General features: G+C 39.4%; 19 protein-coding genes. 10 read left to right on the forward strand and 9 right to left on the reverse strand.

The genetic code is table 11. From position 1 onward, the window contains the following. Nucleotides 1-162: 162 nt before the first annotated feature. The 3 genes from H4J54_RS16985 to H4J54_RS16995 are packed head-to-tail and all read right to left on the reverse strand — an operon-like array spanning nt 163 to nt 1,848. Nucleotides 163-714, reverse strand: coding sequence for a DUF3833 domain-containing protein (locus tag H4J54_RS16985; RefSeq protein WP_182192187.1), 552 nt, complete (start codon nt 712-714; stop codon nt 163-165). Then, the gene (locus tag H4J54_RS16990) at nt 711-1,346 is read right to left on the reverse strand and encodes a chalcone isomerase family protein (protein WP_182192188.1); all 636 of its coding nucleotides are present in this window, start codon (nt 1,344-1,346) and stop codon (nt 711-713) included. The genes H4J54_RS16985 and H4J54_RS16990 overlap by 4 nt, the downstream gene beginning before the upstream one ends. After that, nucleotides 1,336-1,848: a DUF2878 domain-containing protein gene (locus H4J54_RS16995; RefSeq protein WP_182192189.1), complete on the reverse strand. Its 513-nt coding sequence runs from the start codon at nt 1,846-1,848 to the stop codon at nt 1,336-1,338. The genes H4J54_RS16990 and H4J54_RS16995 overlap by 11 nt, the downstream gene beginning before the upstream one ends. A 162-nt stretch (nt 1,849-2,010) precedes the next feature. Here H4J54_RS16995 and H4J54_RS17000 point away from each other — a divergent pair, with 162 nt between their 5' ends. Next, nucleotides 2,011-2,427, forward strand: coding sequence for a DUF3429 domain-containing protein (locus tag H4J54_RS17000; RefSeq protein WP_182192190.1), 417 nt, complete (start codon nt 2,011-2,013; stop codon nt 2,425-2,427). A 284-nt stretch (nt 2,428-2,711) separates the two neighbouring features. On the opposite strand, the gene H4J54_RS17005 is transcribed toward H4J54_RS17000, so the two are convergent. The 4 genes from H4J54_RS17005 to H4J54_RS17020 all read right to left on the reverse strand — a co-directional run bounded on the left by H4J54_RS17005 (nt 2,712) and on the right by H4J54_RS17020 (nt 4,147). Beyond that, on the reverse strand, nt 2,712-2,927 hold the full coding sequence (locus H4J54_RS17005; RefSeq protein ID WP_182137351.1) for a TIGR02450 family Trp-rich protein: 216 nt from the start codon (nt 2,925-2,927) through the stop codon (nt 2,712-2,714). Continuing rightward, on the reverse strand, nt 2,924-3,190 hold the full coding sequence (locus H4J54_RS17010) for a DUF3081 domain-containing protein (RefSeq protein ID WP_259363392.1): 267 nt from the start codon (nt 3,188-3,190) through the stop codon (nt 2,924-2,926). The genes H4J54_RS17005 and H4J54_RS17010 overlap by 4 nt, the downstream gene beginning before the upstream one ends. Next, the gene (locus tag H4J54_RS17015; RefSeq protein ID WP_182137350.1) at nt 3,190-3,459 is read right to left on the reverse strand and encodes a DUF6482 family protein; all 270 of its coding nucleotides are present in this window, start codon (nt 3,457-3,459) and stop codon (nt 3,190-3,192) included. Before H4J54_RS17015 ends, H4J54_RS17010 begins: the two co-directional genes overlap by 1 nt. Nucleotides 3,460-3,643: 184 nt before the next feature. Further along, a complete protein-coding gene (locus H4J54_RS17020; RefSeq protein ID WP_182137349.1) occupies nt 3,644-4,147 on the reverse strand; it encodes a lactoylglutathione lyase family protein in 504 nt (167 codons plus the stop codon). Between the two features lie 107 nt (nt 4,148-4,254). Here H4J54_RS17020 and H4J54_RS17025 point away from each other — a divergent pair, with 107 nt between their 5' ends. From H4J54_RS17025 to H4J54_RS17060, 8 genes are all read left to right on the forward strand, one after another. After that, nucleotides 4,255-5,127 (forward strand): LysR family transcriptional regulator, encoded by an 873-nt coding sequence (locus tag H4J54_RS17025; RefSeq protein WP_182192191.1) that lies wholly within the window; start codon nt 4,255-4,257, stop codon nt 5,125-5,127. A 342-nt stretch (nt 5,128-5,469) separates the two neighbouring features. Beyond that, the gene (locus tag H4J54_RS17030) at nt 5,470-6,351 is read left to right on the forward strand and encodes a kinase (RefSeq protein ID WP_182192192.1); all 882 of its coding nucleotides are present in this window, start codon (nt 5,470-5,472) and stop codon (nt 6,349-6,351) included. Next, nucleotides 6,348-7,190 carry an HAD-IIB family hydrolase gene (locus tag H4J54_RS17035; protein ID WP_182192193.1) on the forward strand — a complete coding sequence of 281 codons (843 nt, stop codon included), beginning with the start codon at nt 6,348-6,350 and terminating at the stop codon, nt 7,188-7,190. Before H4J54_RS17030 ends, H4J54_RS17035 begins: the two co-directional genes overlap by 4 nt. Nucleotides 7,191-7,203: 13 nt before the next feature. Next, a complete protein-coding gene (locus tag H4J54_RS17040; RefSeq protein ID WP_182192194.1) occupies nt 7,204-8,430 on the forward strand; it encodes a glycosyl transferase in 1,227 nt (408 codons plus the stop codon). Nucleotides 8,431-8,445: 15 nt separating this feature from the next. Beyond that, complete coding sequence (locus H4J54_RS17045; protein WP_259367050.1) at nt 8,446-10,203, forward strand: alpha-amylase family glycosyl hydrolase; 1,758 nt, start codon at nt 8,446-8,448, stop codon at nt 10,201-10,203. A 268-nt stretch (nt 10,204-10,471) separates the two neighbouring features. Next, entirely contained in the window at nt 10,472-11,131 is a 660-nt protein-coding gene (locus H4J54_RS17050; RefSeq protein WP_182192196.1) for a flavin reductase family protein, read from the forward strand. Between the two features lie 129 nt (nt 11,132-11,260). Further along, on the forward strand, nt 11,261-11,686 hold the full coding sequence (locus H4J54_RS17055; RefSeq protein ID WP_182192197.1) for a thiol-disulfide oxidoreductase DCC family protein: 426 nt from the start codon (nt 11,261-11,263) through the stop codon (nt 11,684-11,686). After that, complete coding sequence (locus H4J54_RS17060; RefSeq protein ID WP_182192198.1) at nt 11,649-12,395, forward strand: SDR family NAD(P)-dependent oxidoreductase; 747 nt, start codon at nt 11,649-11,651, stop codon at nt 12,393-12,395. The genes H4J54_RS17055 and H4J54_RS17060 overlap by 38 nt, the downstream gene beginning before the upstream one ends. Before the next feature lie 183 nt (nt 12,396-12,578). Here the strand turns inward: H4J54_RS17060 and H4J54_RS17065 are convergent, their stop codons facing one another. Next, on the reverse strand, nt 12,579-13,190 hold the full coding sequence (locus H4J54_RS17065; RefSeq protein ID WP_259367051.1) for a CIA30 family protein: 612 nt from the start codon (nt 13,188-13,190) through the stop codon (nt 12,579-12,581). 74 nt (nt 13,191-13,264) lie between these two features. Further along, on the reverse strand, nt 13,265-13,882 hold the full coding sequence (locus tag H4J54_RS17070; RefSeq protein WP_182192199.1) for an HAD family hydrolase: 618 nt from the start codon (nt 13,880-13,882) through the stop codon (nt 13,265-13,267). A gap of 314 nt (nt 13,883-14,196) precedes the next feature. Here H4J54_RS17070 and H4J54_RS17075 point away from each other — a divergent pair, with 314 nt between their 5' ends. After that, entirely contained in the window at nt 14,197-17,169 is a 2,973-nt protein-coding gene (locus H4J54_RS17075) for an EAL domain-containing protein (RefSeq protein ID WP_182192200.1), read from the forward strand. Nucleotides 17,170-17,236 lie beyond the last annotated feature (67 nt).

Genomic DNA, 17,236 nt, shown 5'->3' on the forward strand with positions numbered 1-17,236 from the left:
ATACAACGAGCAATAATCTTTATCAATATTGCAGAGTTGTACGTTGTAAAAGCAAAAAACGATCAAAGCAATGAGCAAAAAAAAAGCCCCATCAAGGGGCAAAGGGTCACACAGTAATTTTTCCAGATAGTCAACGCCAGCTACAAGGATGCATTCAAGGCTTTATTGACAGCTTTTTACCGGTAATTCTTTATCAAAAAATAAAGTGATTTCAGCCACAGTAACACCAAATTTCTTCATTTTTGTTCGGTTAAATACTCGGTACTCATCAATTCGATACATCCAATCGTCAAGTGACAATTGGATTTCTTCACCGTCTATGGGTACTAGTAAGTCATATTGCCATTGAAAGGCAAAACCCATTTGTTGACCGACAGCTTTACCAACAACATCTCCAGCACTACCCAAGTATTTACCTTCCTTTAACTTTGTTAGCTGCCAGTTACGAAAAGTGACTTCACCATCAGCAAAGTAAAATACTTCTTTTAACACACCTTCGTCACCTTGCCATTGGCCATCAAGCTCAACACAAAAACGCCGAGTCACTTTACTGCTGTAATCTTGTACCATGCCCCAAGCTATCGACTTGCCAGAAAAATATTGCTGTATATCGAGTTGAGGAGCAGTAGCCTGGTAATCTTCTAATTTTGTTGTACAGCTTGAAAGTACAAAAACCAAGCAAAAAAGTGCCGCCAATTTAGCCTGTTTATTCATATATTATTCCCCAATAGCTGTTGTCGTAGTTTAGGTTCGCTGGTGTTTTCATCTAACCAAATACTAAGAAATGTTTTGGCAAAAGTTAAACTTTCAATTTCACCTATTTTTTGCCTATTCAAATAGAATGCGCTTGTCCCTTTTTGGCTTAACATCGACAAGCGATCTCCAGCATTAATATCTAGCCATATTTTTTCTAGTAAAGGCAGAAAAGCTAGATATTCATTTTCATTAAGCGATAAGTGTTGCCATTGCGATATTGTGTTATCTATTAATTCTTTTTTACTGATGTCGCGTAAGTAATGTATTTCAAATAAGGCATGCTGACATAGATTACTAAAGGGTCGTTGGCCGTCGGTGGTGAATAACGAGCTTTCATAAATATCCCAAAACAACACCGAAAACTTGGCTTTACCCAATAAAGTAAAGTGCTGCTCGGTAGTCAGCTTTGTTAAGTCGTTAGCGATAATACTAGCTTGTTCAGAAACTTGACACTTCATCAAACCTTCATCACTGACGGTTGCCACTTCACTAGGGGTAACACCTTTAATCGGGTTATTCGCTAGCGCATTTAAAGAAAATAGGCAGACGAATAGGGTAAGCGTAGACATAAGATTGACATTAACCAACATAACTTTTTTCCTTTACCAGTAACCAACCACTTAGCGCAAACATAAATACCATGAACGGACCCCACAAACAGGCCAGTAATAAATAACTAGACCCTACTGATAGCCCTAAATCAACCACGGCTAATTTTGCCCCGGCCAGATAACTTAGTGGTGCTGATATGGCGCCAACAACAAACTGTAGTAACTTAGAATGGGCTAGAAAAGCTAAACTATGGCGTATGGTACTAGCGAAAATAATCCACAAGGTAATAAGCCAAAAAGGAATACCGCCGGTACTTGGAAAAATAAAAATACCTGAATAAACTAAAGCAAGGTCTAAGCAAATACCAAGTGTTGCCACTAAGCAGATTAATAATATTTCGTTTGTAGTGCTCTTAAAATACCAAAGCTGTGCGCCAAACAAAGTGGCTGCAATCGGAATAAATAAATCGCCAATAAAAACCAAACCAAACCAAGCAAGATTGAAAGCGACTAAATTCCAAAGTGGAGATTTAATTTTCATCACTTTATTCTCCATAACTTTATTCTCATAACGTTGCCTTTATGCAAACTCAGTCAATCATACGTAATAAACTGTAAACAGGATTAGTCTACTCAGGTTTTTTATGATCTATATGCTAAAAAATTTCGTATGCTGAGCAATAAATATTGAAAAGAGCTTACTATGCAAATGCAACAAATCTTAGGTTATTTAGGATTAGCTCCCTTCGTACTAGCACTGGTATTTGAAAAGTTCAGTCCTGCATTATTTAATATCGCCGCCGAGCAGGTATTTATATTTTACAGCGCCATCATCTTAAGCTTTATTGCTGGCACACTGTGGCGCAAGCACAATGATAAATTAAGTATTAAATTACAGCTCTGCAGTAACATATTCAGTTTACTTGCTTTTTTTTCCCTGTTATTACCTAACTATCTAGCACTGGTGATATTGGCGGTGATTTACCCAGCGATTTTATGCTGTGAATACTACTTTGATGCCGCTAAAACTGAACACAAGTCTTATTTATGCATGCGGCTGTACCTGACTACGCTAGTGGTCATAATGCATATCATTGCGGTTCTCTTGTGGTGTACTTAGCCGAGTCAAATGTATAAATTCAGTTATATAGGCACAGATGTATAGGATCAGAAATGAACAGAAAACTTAACGCCACTATAAAATACTAAAGCTAGCAATAGACTTGAGTTAAAATGGTCAAGGCGACGGTACTGAAGTTGATCAGCAGATATTGGTATTGTGATCACTCGCTTAATCAGATGAGTGACTCATATGGTTGATTTAATATTTTTTTGGTTTTAAGATTTTAATTAATATAAGTAAAAATGAAAAAATAAAGCTTCAACTCATCTGTCTGCCAAGACTTACTGCCAGCCAAAGCGCCAGAGCGTAGGCTGTTTTAAATCTCGCCAGTTTATTGAGTATTCATTATGATTAATAACAGCTGTGATAAGACACTCAATAACATTTTTCTGCTCATCAAATTCCACCTCAGTGATAACAAAGTGCTTTTCTCGGTTTTCAACACTCACCTTGGTCCACTTACTATGCAGCAATACTTTTGGATTTACTCTGTTCATGCTTTTGCAAGCAATAATTTATTTACCTTAGATAAGAACACATCTAAAGTTTCTTGCTGCTCGAAATCAAAAGTATAACGACCATGAAACAACAAGGTTAAGGTTAAGTCTTTATAGCCTAAAAAACAGGTATAACCATCGAAGTCATGCCAAGCGGTTATACCTTGATACTCATAATTACCCTCAGTTTTGCTACCTTGGGTGGTGACTAAATTAAACACCTGTAATAAATCACTTAAGGCGACAGTATTATTTTTCATCATTAGCACAAGATCCTCTGACGGTAACGGCTTTTCTTTGATTGGCCACACATTTCATCAAAAGCACTGTCTATCTCAAGCAGTGCAGAAAATATATTGTTGCCTCTTAAATACGCTTTTGCTTCGACGATAGAATTAACAACTTCTACCGAGTCTTCTCCTAATCCAACAAAGTTATCACTTGAGTCGATAACCCCTACTAAATAATGGGTAGCACCTGCAACAGCGATAATAATGGGCTCTGAAGAAGGTATTGAACTTGATTGTATCATAAACCTCCATTAGTCTATTTCTCGTATTAATCGTATACCTTTATTAACAACATATACGAGTTAAATAGACATAAAGTTCAATATGATTGACCTTATATAACCGTTCCACTTCAAAATGCCCCTTTCTCGGCTTACCGACAGGGAGCTAAGCTAAAAGTGAAAGGCTATACACTAGAAACACTGATTATTGATAAGCGCCTTGAGCATAGGTTAATTCATAACTATGGCTATAAATTTCAAGGATATTACCAAAAGGGTCTTCCATATAAATCATACGGTAAGGTTTTTCACCTGGGTAATAGTAACGTGGCTCTGCCATACGTTTTTTACCACCGGCAGCGACTATTTTCTCAACTAACTCTTCAAGATTTGGATCTTGCACGCAAAAGTGAAAGATACCCGTTTTCCAATATTCAAAGTTATTTTCTGGATTTTGCTGATTTTTAAATTCAAATAACTCCACGCCAATACGATCGCCAGTCGACATATGGGCAATTTTGAATTTATCCCAATTAGCACCAAAAACATCAGTACACATTACGCCAATGGCGCTGTCGTCTTCAATAACCTCTGTCGGCGCCATAATTAAATACCAACCTAAAACCTCAGTATAAAACTTAACGGCTTTTTCTACGCTTGGTACTGAAATACCAATATGTGAAAATGTTCTTGGATAGGCTTTGCTCATGTTAATAACCTCTTTTAATAACTTCTTTTAATGTGATGGACAAAGTATAGACAATGTTATAAATTATAAAAAATTATCATTAGTTATGAAGTTAAGTACGTTTTGTTATGATTAATCTTGTTTGGTTAAAAACTTTTTGCACACTGGTTGATGTTGGCCACTTCACTAGAACGGCTGACCAGCTTTTTATGACGCAGTCTGGGGTTAGTCAACAAGTAAAAAAGCTAGAACAACAGCTAAACACCTTGTTACTGATGCGCGAAGGCAAGTCTTTTTCGCTTACCGACGCCGGCATAAAATTGCATCAACAAGGACAAAGCTTATTGCAAAGCTCAGCAGAGTTAGAAAAATCAATCCAACAAGATGATCCTTACATAGGTACAGTAAAAATTGCCTCGCCGGGCAGTATTGGCTTAAAGCTCTATCCTTATATGCTCGATATTCAACAACAGCACAGGCAATTAGCCATCGACTACAAATTTGCGCCGAATAAAAATATTGAGCAAGACTTAACTGAGCGTAAAATCGATATTGGCTTGCTCACTGAGCTGAGTAAGGCGGCCACTATTATCAGCCAAAAAGTTGCGGTTGAGCCACTGGTGCTAGTCACCGCAAATACAGTAAGTACCATCACTTGGCAAACACTAACCACACTAGGCTTTATCGACCATCCTGACGGTGAGCAACATGCACAAGCGCTGCTCAGTAAAAACTATGCTCAATTTAAACACATTAGCCAATTTGAGCACCAAGGGTTTTCTAATCAAATTAGCTTAATTCTTGAACCGGTTAGCCGCGGACTTGGTTTTACCGTTTTACCCTTATATGCTGTAAAAGCCTTTAGTAAACCAGAAAAAATAAGGGTGCATTTATTAGCACATTCGGTGAATGAAACCCTGTATTTATGTCAGAACCGACACTCACTTGAAAACAACCGCAGCAAATATATCAAAAGCGCCATTATTGACTTTATCGCTTAGTTATCTTAATGATCTTAGTTATCTTAGCTATTTAAACAAAGCCACTATCTGTGATGCAATGCTAACTGATAAAATGAGGTCAGTGAACAGGATGATATTTAATGCTGTGCTGAACGAATGTATTCGCTAGCAGCAATGGTTACGCATAGTGGCTAATTGCACCAAAATAAAGCAAATTGTTCATTTACTGCCCTTCACGCCGCGTTGTCACTTTTTAACATTCATCACAAAAAATAAAATAATCATTATTTTACAATAGATTACAGCCTAAATTTAGTGACTAAAATAATGGCATAAGAGTTGAAGGTATAATTATATTACTATTTAACTAAAGTAAAAATTATGCTCTCAACTTTCATTAAACAGCACAAACTGCCAGAAAATTTTAAACTAACAGCACAAGAGCACTACCAACCGCTCGCCGAGCGAATATTCAGTCAGTTTACAAAAAATAATGGCGCTTATTTTGTCGGTATTAATGGCTGTCAAGGTAGCGGTAAGTCAACACTGACTGATTTTATGGCTGAATATTTAGCCAGCACCTATCAATTAACCATTGTAGTGATGTCGTTAGATGACTTCTATTTCACCGGTAAAAAACGCCAGCAGCTTGCTGATGACATTCACCCGTTATTAGCAACTCGTGGTGTGCCTGGCACGCACGACATGACAATGTTAGCAAGTACCTTAATAAAGTTAAAAGCCCAGCAAACAGGCTTTGCTATCCCAAGGTTTAATAAAGCCACTGACGAACCATATCCTGAAGCACAGTGGCCGATAGTTAACAAGCCAGCAGACATTATTTTATTAGAAGGCTGGTGTTGGGGCGTAAAGCCACAAACTGACGAGCAATTAAAAGCCCCGGTTAATGAACTTGAGCTCAAGCATGACAGCAAGGGTGAATGGCGCCATTATGTTAATCAACAACTTAAAAATAACTATCAACCTTTATATAAAACAATGAACTTCTGGCTAGCACTGCAAGCACCGTCATTCGACTGTGTTTACCAATGGCGCTTAGAGCAAGAGCAAAAATTGCAAGACAAGAATATGGGTTTACCGAATTCAAAAATAATGAAATCTGCTGGTATCTTAAATTTCACACAATATTTTCAACGATTGAGTGTGCAAGCATGCCTGAGCATTTCACAGTCTGCTGATGCTATTTTTTACTTAGATTATGCGAGAAACATTTCAAAAACGCCCTTTATGGAAGATCTATGAGTGCGACAAAAACCATTATTTTCAGTGACCTCGACGGCACGCTGCTTGACCATTATAGCTATCAGTCAACGCCGGCAAGTCAAACATTGCAACAGTTAAGCAAAGCCAAGATTCCGGTGATCTTAAATAGCAGTAAAACACGGGCTGAATTAGACATTATTCGTGCTGAACTCAAGCTTGATACACCCTTTATTATCGAAAATGGCGCTGCCGTTTACATCCCTATTAATACCTTCATTACCCAACCGGCAGAGACTGAACTCATCGGTAACTATTGGGTAAAATCATTCTGTTTACCAAGACAATATTGGCTAAAGTTACTGAACGAGCACAGTGAAAAATTTCAGCCATATTTCCACGGTTTTTCAACCCTGTCAGCCGCCGCCGTGTGCAAAATAACGGGCTTAGATTTAGCGCAAGCTGAGCGGGCAAAACAGCGACACTATAGTGAACCCGTGCAATGGATAGGTGATAACAGCACAAAAAAAGCCTTTATCGAACATTTAGTTGCATTAGGCGCCAGCGTTGTCCAAGGAGGACGCTTTATTCATGTTGGTGGTTACTGTGATAAAGGCCAAGCGCTTATTTGGTTAACCCAACAATATCGCGAATATTTTAGCCGCCGCACGGTTTACACCATTGCCCTAGGCGATGGTGAAAATGACACGCCCATGTTAGAAGCCGCAGATATTGCTGTGCAAATACGCTCACCGGTGCACGATTTTCCGCCACTGTATCGACAATACAAAACCAGTCAAAGCCAATTATATGGCCCCGAAGGCTGGGCCGAAGCAATTCAACAACTCTTAGCAAAACAACTAGGTTCACAAGCAACTTAATCTGAGGTAAATCATGGCTGACTTCTATCAAAATGGTACGGTGACAACATTGCATAACTTGGCCCAGCGCAAACCAGAAAATATGGCCGCTGAGTTACTAGCGTTTTCAAAAAAACGTTCATTAGGGCTCATTTTACCCTCGCTGTTTTCCGAGTTAGAGGGTAAAGCTTTACCCGATATTATTCATAAAATAAAAAAGGTAAAGTATCTATCTGAAATTGTTATCGGCTTAGACCGAGCAGATTTAGCGCAATACCAACACGCGTTGTCATTTTTTTCTCAGCTACCTCAACACCATAGGGTGTTATGGAATGATGGCCCCAGACTACAAGCAATAGATGCAAAATTACAGGCCTTAGGTTTAGCACCAAAAGAGCTCGGCAAAGGCCGCAATGTTTGGTATTGCATGGGCTATATTTTATCCTCAGGTAAAGCCGAGTCCATCGCCCTACATGACTGTGACATTCTCACTTATGAAACAGAGTTACTCGACCGACTACTGTATCCCGTGGCCAACCCATTATTTAACTATGAATTTGCCAAGGGGTTTTATGCTCGTGTTGCTGACGGAAAAATAAATGGCCGGGTTTCTCGCTTGTTGGTCACCCCCTTGATCAAAGCGCTGAAAAAAACGGTTGGCCATTGCGACTACCTCGAATATATGGACAGTTTTTTGTATCCCTTAGCGGGTGAATTTTCCTTTCGACGCGATGTATTAAATGACATTCGTATTCCAAGTGATTGGGGGTTAGAAATTGGCGTATTATCTGAAATGTATCGCAACTATTCACCAAACCGCTTATGCCAAGTGGATATTGCCGCCACTTATGATCATAAGCATCAAGACTTATCGTTAGATAATACCGGGGGTGGTCTATCAAAAATGTCGATTGATATCAGCAAAGCTTTCATTCGTAAACTTGCCACTCAAGGTGAAACCTTCAGCGCTGAAAAATTTAGAACCTTAAAAGCAACTTACTATCGCATTGCTTTAGATTATGTTGAAACTTATCGCAATGACGCGATGATGAATGGACTGGAACTTGATATTCATAATGAAGAAAAAGCAGTAGAAATGTTCGCGCAAAATATTTTAACTGCAGGCAACACTTTCTTAGAAAACCCAATGGAAACGCCTTTTATTCCCTCTTGGAACCGTGTGGTGAGTGCTATTCCCGATATTTTATCTCAATTAAAAACCGCCGTAGAGTTAGACAACGCAGAATTTAATCAAACATAAAGGAAGATGTCGCCGATGCCAGCACAAATTGAACCGCTAAAAAACAAGTTAATTCAACAGCTTTCAACTATTTATCACGAGGTAGTACTTGAGCAAGCAACGGATGATATTGCTGATGCGCTGATTGATATTATGCGCTTACCAAGCGAAGTACTGGCGCCAACACCTTTTAGCAATCATTGGTCAGAAGCAGACATTGTCCTAATTACCTATGGTGATAGCATCATAAAAACAGCTCAGCTACCGTTACACACTTTAAAAGTATTTTTAGATAATCATCTAAAAAACACCATCAACAGTGTACATATATTGCCATTTTTTCCGTATAGCTCTGACGATGGTTTTTCGGTCATTGACTACTCCTCAGTTAATGAATCACTGGGATCATGGCAAGATATCACTGAAATAAGTAAAGCTTATCAACTGATGTCAGATCTGGTGATTAATCATTGCTCAAGCCGCAGTGCTTGGTTTGATAATTTCATCAAAGGCGAAGGAACCGGGCATGATTTTTTCTTTACCGCGCAGTTAGATGATAATTTGTCTGCGGTGGTACGACCACGGACATCACCCTTACTAAAAGAAGTGATCACCGGCAAAGGGCAAAAATTTGTCTGGTGTACCTTTAGTCACGACCAAGTCGATTTTGACTTTCGTAACCCCGAAGTATTAAAAGCATTTGCTGCAATTATTCGACAATATCTTGATAGCGGGGTGAAAATATTTAGGTTTGATGCCATTGCCTTTATATGGAAAATTGTTGGCCGCGATAGTATCAACCTACCTCAAACTCATGAAATTGTGCGCTTATTACGCACCTTAATTGAATCTGCAGACCCAAAAGCAATTATCATTACTGAAACCAATATTCCTAACACCCAAAACCTTACCTACTTTGGTAACGCTAATGAAGCACACGGTATCTATAACTTTTCATTGCCACCCTTACTCATAAACACTTTACTGACCGGTAATTGTTTATATTTAAAACGCTGGCTAATGAGCATGCCACCTTCACAAGATGGCACCCTGTATTTCAACTTTATTGCCTCACATGACGGCATTGGTCTGCGTCCAGCAGAAGGATTATTAAGTGACACTGAGCTTGATAGTTTAATTCATACTATTGAGAGCTTTGGCGGTAAAATTTCATGGCGAACCTCAAACACTGGCGAGCAAAAAGCTTATGAAATGAATATTGCCCTTTATGATGCGCTACAAGGTACGGTTGCAGGTAAAGACCAATGGAACTTTGAACGTTTTATTTGTGCACATGCCGTCATGTTTGCCCTTGAAGGTATACCCGGGATTTATATTCACAGCATGCTAGGAACACAAAACGACTATAAAAAATTGGCCAACACGCATAATAACCGCTCAATCAATCGCCATCGTTGGCATGAAGAGGCACTAGAGGCCGCATTGGCTGATAGTAGTTTGCATCACGCAAAAGTGCTTTCAAGCTTAAAAATATTGTTAAATATTCGTATTAAACAACCCGCATTTCATCCCAACGCCACCCAATTTACTTTACATTTAGGCTTACAATTATTTGGTTTTTGGCGACAAAGCCAAAACAGAAAACAAAGTATATTTTGTGTCAGTAACGTCTCAGACCAAGCTATTGCCTTGCCGTTAAGCGAACTTAACTTGATCGTTACCCAAGCTTGGGTAGAATTAATCACGGGGGAAAAAATTACCGAGTTAAGCCAAGAAATAATATTATCTCCTTATCAAACCGTATGGATAGCTAACAAAGCAGAGCATATATAATGCGCCATTTTGCGCCAGCAGGTATGGCTCTGTGCTGTGGCGGTGTGCTATGGCGCTATACTGTTAATAGCTTTTTTACAGGCAAATAAAGCTTATAACCACAGAGAAACCTAGTTATTAATCTAGCTATTAGCCAATAAAATTTGATAAGTCTAACCAACAAAAGTCGATAAGTTCAAGCCTAATAAGTTTAAGTGCGTTAAGTGATCGTAAACCCAGCTAATTACGTATACTAGGTACACAAGGCAACTTATTTGATAGCACTTAAATGCAATATATTATCAATCACGACGAACTGGTTAATATGGAACCTCGCTATAGAGCTCAGGTTATTAACAGCTTATCTGGCTTTAAAAGTGCTAATCTTATTGGCACTCGCGACGAGAAAAATATCAATAACTTGGCCATGTTTAGCTCGGTATTTCACTTGGGTGCTTCACCGGCTTTAGTGGGTTTTATTTCACGCCCCGACAGTGTTGATCGACACACGTTACGCAATATTCAGCAAACTAAACAATTTACGATTAACCAAGTCAATGAAAGCTTTTGGCAAGCAGCTCATCAGACCTCTGCTCGCTACGGCAATGATGAGTGTGAATTTAAACAAACTGGATTAACGCCACATTTTATCGACGCAGTTAATGCGCCATTTGTGCAAGAAAGTCGACTTAAATATGCTTTAACGCTAAAAGAAATAGTACCGATACAACTTAATAATACCGTATTAGTGATCGGCGAAATAACTGATATTCTTTGTGAACAAGCCGCGATAAAAAGTGACGGTTACATTGATATTGAGTCATTAAATACCGTCATGGTTTCTGGGCTCGACAGCTATCACACCAGTAAACGATTATCGCGTGTAAGTTATGCAAAACCAGACGAATCACAACAAAAACTTTCAGTTGATGGCCAAGCAGAAAATTAATCGAGCTAAGCATTAATCTGACGTTAAGCGCATCAGGGTAAAGTAAAAATCACCTCGCTATATCAGTTTGATATTTTAATATTTTTCCAAGGCTTCACTGCCATATATAGTACTTTTAGGGCTAATTTAATGTTAACAATATTTTATGATGGTAACTGCCCATTATGTGCCACAGAAATGGCACAGCTAAAAAAACATGATCAAAACGATTTAATAACTTTGGTCGATATCCACCAAGACAATTTTGCTACGCTCCACCCTAGCGTTAGTTTTGATGGCGCAATGAAAATATTGCATGGCCATTACAACGGCCAAGTATTACTGGGGCTAGCCGTTACACACAGGGCATGGACTTTAGTTGGCAAAGGCTTTTGGGTTGCACCTCTTAATTGGCCGGTCATTAAAACTGTCAGTCACTGGGTCTATTTAGGCTTAGCTAGATATCGTCACCCAATTTCAGCACTGCTCGCCAAACTGTTTAATATTAAAACCACTCACTGTAATGCAGGAACTTGTCATGATAACCGAACAAACACTGATCATCGGCGCAAATAGCGATATTGGCCAAGCCATTGCTGCGCAAATACAAGCTTCAGAAAATACTGGCTTAATACTGATTAGTCGAGACTTAGCACAGCCTAATCCTGTTGCTAGTGACTTGATAGCCGCTAATGTGACAAAAATTAGTCTTAAAGACTATCAAGCAGAATCAATCGACCAAGCGGTCGCAGAATTAGCCCAGCATAAACATGCGCCAATAACGCGGGTATTTGTCTGTAATGGCATACTGCATAATGATCATATTCGTCCAGAAAAACGTTTAGAAGACATTGATGCACAAGCCTTTATTGAAATTATGACCGCAAATTCTCTCACACCAATGTTGTGGATACAAAAATTAACCCCTTTATTGACCGGGAAGTCACCCTGCAAATTCGTACTATTTAGTGCCCGAGTAGGCAGTATTAGTGAGAATCGTTTAGGGGGTTGGTATAGTTACCGAGCGTCAAAGGCGGCATTAAACATGATAGTTAAAACCGCATCAATAGAGTTAGCCCGTCGCGCGAAAAACATCAAGCTAATCGCTTTTCATCCGGGCACTACTGATACGCCATTATCAAAACCGTTTCAAAAAAATGTTCCGGCTAATAAGCTTTTCACCCCAGAGTTTGTCGCTAAACAGCTGCTAGATATTGTTGAGAACACTGCATTAGATCAAACAGCAAGCTATCTTGATTGGCAGGGAGAATCTATTAACTGGTAGTCTTGAATAAAGGTTAGAACAATGCCTAGTCAATAGTATTACAGTAGGCATTGTGCTTAATGAGATGAACACTCGCCACGGCTGCTATCAGGCTTCTAACAAGCTTTCTTTGTTAAAAATCAATAGGGAACCTTCATTAAGTCATTGATAAATAATTAATCAGCCGTTGTTGAAAGCAATTATTTATTTAAAAGAAACACTAGCAATAACTAAAGAGAATGGGCCAGCAACTTTTCTAGTCACTAAAAAACCCACTTGACGAATATTTTCAGATTCTAGTACCGGCGCATTGGGTATATCACGGCCTCGAAATGATGCTTGAAAGTGCGCCAGTGTAAAACTTAGTTGTGTTTGTTGGCCTGCCACCGTATCAAAACTCTGTTTATAAGCCATACGATAACCGTCAAGGTTAACCATCATTCTTAATTGATAAGTCAGCCCATCACCTTCAATATCTATTGTTACGGTTTCAAGCGCTTTAGCTAAGGACTCTATTGGGCGAAATACTGAGCTGAAACCCCCGTTATTCTCTAGTGATATATCACCTGAAAATATCGCTTTGTTTGCTTGTAATGAAATCTGACCTTGAGATTTACCTCCCATGACACCGTCATTAGTAATACGCCAACGATCAAGGCTTTGTTGCTCAGTAAAATTAATCATAAGGGCAGACTCTTTTTTAGGCATAGCAGCAAGCTGTTTATTTTGCTTGGCTTGTATTTTAAGCTCAGTGCTAGCAAGGCTATAATCAGCAAGAACAGTAGATAATAAAAGTGCGTAAACAGCAATTCGCATTAGGCTTTCGCTCCTATTTTCAACAGGTGAATGTTGACTGGTGACGGTGAATATTGACTGTTGAATGATAAACTTTAGCCAGACACACCAGCAGCCTCACGAGTAAAAATTTGCCTAATAACCTCACTTAACTCGGTCAGTTCGTTCACTACAATATTCGCTAAGTTGGCATAATCAGGCGTTTCGCCATGCGTCACCAGACACGACATAGTATTAGCATTTTGTGCGGCTTGTAGATCGTATAAATAGTCACCGACATATAATAAATTTTCAGCAGGTGCTTGCCATAATTGTGCTAAATGCAATAAAGCATCGGGAGCAGGTTTAGCCTTGTGATCTGCCCTAGTTAATAGCAGGGTAATAGCAATATTATTATTTTGCATTTTTATCAAAGCCGCTTGACGACAGTTTCGCGTAACAATGGCACAAGGTATATCCAATTCAGACAATAGCGCTATAAGTTGGTCAGTGCCGAGCAGTTTTTTCGCATTAAGCGCGTCACTCACTTCAAATTCAACTAAGGAGTTATTGGCATGAATCTGCTGCTCTATTGGTAAAGCATCAACAAAATCTAATAAGTCGATATTTTTTTCGCAGCCTAAAGACGCTCTTATTTCTTCAAAATTTAAAGATGAAGAAACTAAAGTATTATCTAAATCAAATATAACGCCTAACAATTTCTCTGCTAACAAGGTTTAATCACTCCTGTTTTTCTTATAGCTCCATTCATCAGAACGGTGAATTAACTAAAGCTAACGAGTATCTCTTTAACTAGAGTTAAATACGCAACAAGATGAAATTAAGATCAAACTGTCCCTGCTTTAGGCCAGCAACTCAGCCAATAAAATGAATAAACGTTAGTTTAATAGCAAATGTTTAACTGTCTTTTAGCTAACTTATATACCAAATCAAAAGTATTCACAGCTGTATCAAATGCCTTGTGGACAGTGTATATTGCAGAAAAAAGTTCGCTAAACATTCACACTATGCTTGGGGTTTAATATCAATGAATCACGACTATAACGGTATAACCGTTGCAGCGCTCACGACCACTTATGATCTCAAATTAGTCGTTCTATCCATGGTAATTGCCATATTAGCCTCATTTAGTGCCTTTGGTATAGTTGAACGAAGTATGTCCGCTTCCCAACAAAGTCAAAAAATATTATGGAATCTATTCGGTGCTGTAATGATGAGTATCGGTATTTGGGCCATGCATTTTATTGCCATGGTATCGTTAACATTTCCAATACCGGTTAGCTATGACGTAGCCACAATGATGGTGTCTATTCTACCGGTAATTTTTGCCTCTAGTGTTGTCCTGTGGTTGATGACACTAAAAACATTTAGCTATTATCGATTATTAATTGGTGGGCTGTTGTTAGGTCCAAGTATTGGCCTTATGCATTACTTAGGCATGGCCGCCATGAGATTACAAGCCGTAATGGTTCATGATATGACGTTAGTTTATTTGTCTGTCTTGATTGCGGTGATCTTAGCTATGGTGGCACTAAAGATACAGTATGGCGCTATTAATCAAAACCAATATCAATTTATAACTAAAAAACATCTAGTGAGTGCTGTGGTTATGGGCTTGGCATCTTCGAGTATGCACTATAGCGCGATGACAGCCGTGCACTTTATTCCGCAAACTACAGACCAAGTTATCAAGGAGGTCTCTCCAACTACATTAGCCTTAATTGTCACTGTGGTGATTTTAGTGCTATTACTGCTCACTATGCTCATTCCGCACTTACTAAGGTACAAACAACTAGTTAACCGCTTAAACGCCGAAGTGTTAGTTAAAGCAGAAATTTTACATGAACTTGATCACCGCTCTAAAGCACAAACAGAACAAGACACTCAGGCTGTCAAAGCTGCTCAGGCTGCACTCTTAGCACAAAAAGCAGCCATGGATGAGCATTCGTTAGTGTCGATTACTGATGTTAAAGGCACGATTAACTATGCCAATACCAAATTTTGTACGGTCAGTGGTTATAGTCAAGAGGAACTCATTGGAGCCAATCATCGCCTGCTTAATTCTAAGCAGCAACCGAAAGACTATTGGCGTGAGATGTATTTAATTATATCTAAAGGCGGCTTCTGGAATGATGATATCTGTAATCTTGCTAAAGATGGACAAGAGTATTGGGTTAATACCACCATTATACCCTTGTATGTCAACGAAAAGCTTAGTGGTTATACTTCAATTCGTACCGATATTACTGAACATAAAAAAAGTGAGAAAAAGCTTAAACTTGCCAACGAAGAGAAAGATAAACGCGCAGCTGAGTTAGCCCTTGCCGCTATTGTATTTTCTCACACCCGTGAAGGTATTATCATCACTGATGCAAGCGCGAGCATAATCGAAGTCAACAACACCTTCACTGAAGTCACCGGTTACTCACGTCAAGAAGCGGTCGGTAAAAATCTACGCTTCTTCCAATCAGACAGTGAGTCAGCTGAGTTCTATGCTTTGATGTGGCAAGCGGTTAACAGCAAAGGCTATTGGGTTGGTACCATTTGGAATCGTCGTAAAAATGGTGAAGTATACCCAGAAAACCTGACCCTAAGTGCGGTGAAAAATTCGGCTAGCGAAGTCAGCCATTATGTTGCACTCTATTCTGACATTACCAAGCTAAACAAAACCCATCAAAGTCAATTACAGCGCATGGCTCATTACGACGACTTAACCGACTTGCCCAATCGCACATTACTCGCTGACCGCCTAAACCAAGCTATATTACAAAGCAAACGCCAGCATAATTCCCTCGCTGTAGCATTTCTAGATTTAGATGATTTTAAAACGATTAATGATGCCCATGGCCATCATGTCGGTGATGAACTATTGATTATTATCTCACTCCGCATGAAAGAGGCATTACGTGAGGGCGATACACTTGCTCGTATTGGTGGTGATGAGTTTGTCTTGGTACTAACCGATTTAGCGAAAACTGAAGAATTTAGCAAGGTATTAGAGCGTTTACTGCTGGTGGTTTCAGCACCAGTAATAGTTGATGATCTGGTGTTAAATGTATCCGCTAGCATAGGTGTTACTCTCTATCCTCAAGATGATGCCGATGCAGAAATACTTATCCGCCATGCCGACCAAGCCATGTATATGGCGAAAAATGCGGGTAAAAATTGTTATCACTTGTTTGATAGCGCCCTCGATGACGCCGTTAACCTTGAACAGGAAAACATTAACAATATCAGTGCAGCACTCGATAAAGGTGAGCTGGTTTTGTATTATCAACCGAAAGTGAATATGTCTACGGGTGAAGTCGTGGGTGTAGAAGCCTTGATCCGCTGGCAAGATCCCGTACGCGGTTTAGTGCCACCATTAGATTTTTTACCTATGATAGAAAACCAGGCTATTAGCCTTAAGATAGGTGAATGGGTTATCGATACCGCGCTGAGCCAAATAAGCCAGTGGCAAAGTATCGGAGTTACATTCCCTATTAGTGTCAACATCAGTGCTTATCAGCTCCAACAAAGTGATTTTGTTGAGCGCTTGGCGACATTATTGGCTGCACATCCTGATGTCTCAGCACACTTATTGGAACTAGAGGTATTAGAAACCAGCGCAATAAATGACATCAACTATATTATAGCAACCATGGAATCTTGTATTAGCCTAGGTGTGCAGTTTGCCCTAGATGATTTTGGTACTGGCTATTCCTCGCTAACTTATCTCAGGCGCCTACCCGCTAGCCAGATCAAAATAGACCAGAGTTTTATACGAGACATGCTCACTGACCCGGATGACTTAGCCATTGTTATGGGCGTTGTTAGTTTGGCGAAAGCCTTCCAAATTGAGGTGATCGCAGAAGGGGTAGAAACGGTTGAACATGGCACTGAATTATTACAACTGGGTTGTAAATTAGCACAAGGTTACGGTATTGCAAGGCCAATGCCCGCCAGTGAAGTGCTAACATGGCTCGACAGTTGGAAGCCAGATAGCGCTTGGCTGTCCTAAAAAATCTCCTTTAATTATTACGGTTAGCACTGGCTATTGTCCAATTAATACCTTTACATGTGAATTA

Source organism: Colwellia sp. MB3u-8, assembly GCF_014076985.1.
Lineage (GTDB): Bacteria > Pseudomonadota > Gammaproteobacteria > Enterobacterales > Alteromonadaceae > Cognaticolwellia.

Bases quoted from the DNA above. Each gene is read 5' to 3' on its own strand.
- H4J54_RS16985 (WP_182192187.1), bottom strand. From the start codon at position 714: ATGAATAAACAGGCTAAATTGGCGGCACTTTTTTGCTTGGTTTTTGTA.
- H4J54_RS16990 (WP_182192188.1), bottom strand. From the start codon at position 1,346: ATGTTGGTTAATGTCAATCTTATGTCTACGCTTACCCTATTCGTCTGC.
- H4J54_RS16995 (WP_182192189.1), bottom strand. From the start codon at position 1,848: ATGAAAATTAAATCTCCACTTTGGAATTTAGTCGCTTTCAATCTTGCT.
- H4J54_RS17000 (WP_182192190.1), top strand. From the start codon at position 2,011: ATGCAAATGCAACAAATCTTAGGTTATTTAGGATTAGCTCCCTTCGTA.
- H4J54_RS17005 (WP_182137351.1), bottom strand. From the start codon at position 2,927: ATGAACAGAGTAAATCCAAAAGTATTGCTGCATAGTAAGTGGACCAAG.
- H4J54_RS17010 (WP_259363392.1), bottom strand. From the start codon at position 3,190: ATGATGAAAAATAATACTGTCGCCTTAAGTGATTTATTACAGGTGTTT.
- H4J54_RS17015 (WP_182137350.1), bottom strand. From the start codon at position 3,459: ATGATACAATCAAGTTCAATACCTTCTTCAGAGCCCATTATTATCGCT.
- H4J54_RS17020 (WP_182137349.1), bottom strand. From the start codon at position 4,147: ATGAGCAAAGCCTATCCAAGAACATTTTCACATATTGGTATTTCAGTA.
- H4J54_RS17025 (WP_182192191.1), top strand. From the start codon at position 4,255: ATGATTAATCTTGTTTGGTTAAAAACTTTTTGCACACTGGTTGATGTT.
- H4J54_RS17030 (WP_182192192.1), top strand. From the start codon at position 5,470: ATGCTCTCAACTTTCATTAAACAGCACAAACTGCCAGAAAATTTTAAA.
- H4J54_RS17035 (WP_182192193.1), top strand. From the start codon at position 6,348: ATGAGTGCGACAAAAACCATTATTTTCAGTGACCTCGACGGCACGCTG.
- H4J54_RS17040 (WP_182192194.1), top strand. From the start codon at position 7,204: ATGGCTGACTTCTATCAAAATGGTACGGTGACAACATTGCATAACTTG.
- H4J54_RS17045 (WP_259367050.1), top strand. From the start codon at position 8,446: ATGCCAGCACAAATTGAACCGCTAAAAAACAAGTTAATTCAACAGCTT.
- H4J54_RS17050 (WP_182192196.1), top strand. From the start codon at position 10,472: ATGCAATATATTATCAATCACGACGAACTGGTTAATATGGAACCTCGC.
- H4J54_RS17055 (WP_182192197.1), top strand. From the start codon at position 11,261: ATGTTAACAATATTTTATGATGGTAACTGCCCATTATGTGCCACAGAA.
- H4J54_RS17060 (WP_182192198.1), top strand. From the start codon at position 11,649: ATGATAACCGAACAAACACTGATCATCGGCGCAAATAGCGATATTGGC.
- H4J54_RS17065 (WP_259367051.1), bottom strand. From the start codon at position 13,190: ATGCGAATTGCTGTTTACGCACTTTTATTATCTACTGTTCTTGCTGAT.
- H4J54_RS17075 (WP_182192200.1), top strand. From the start codon at position 14,197: ATGAATCACGACTATAACGGTATAACCGTTGCAGCGCTCACGACCACT.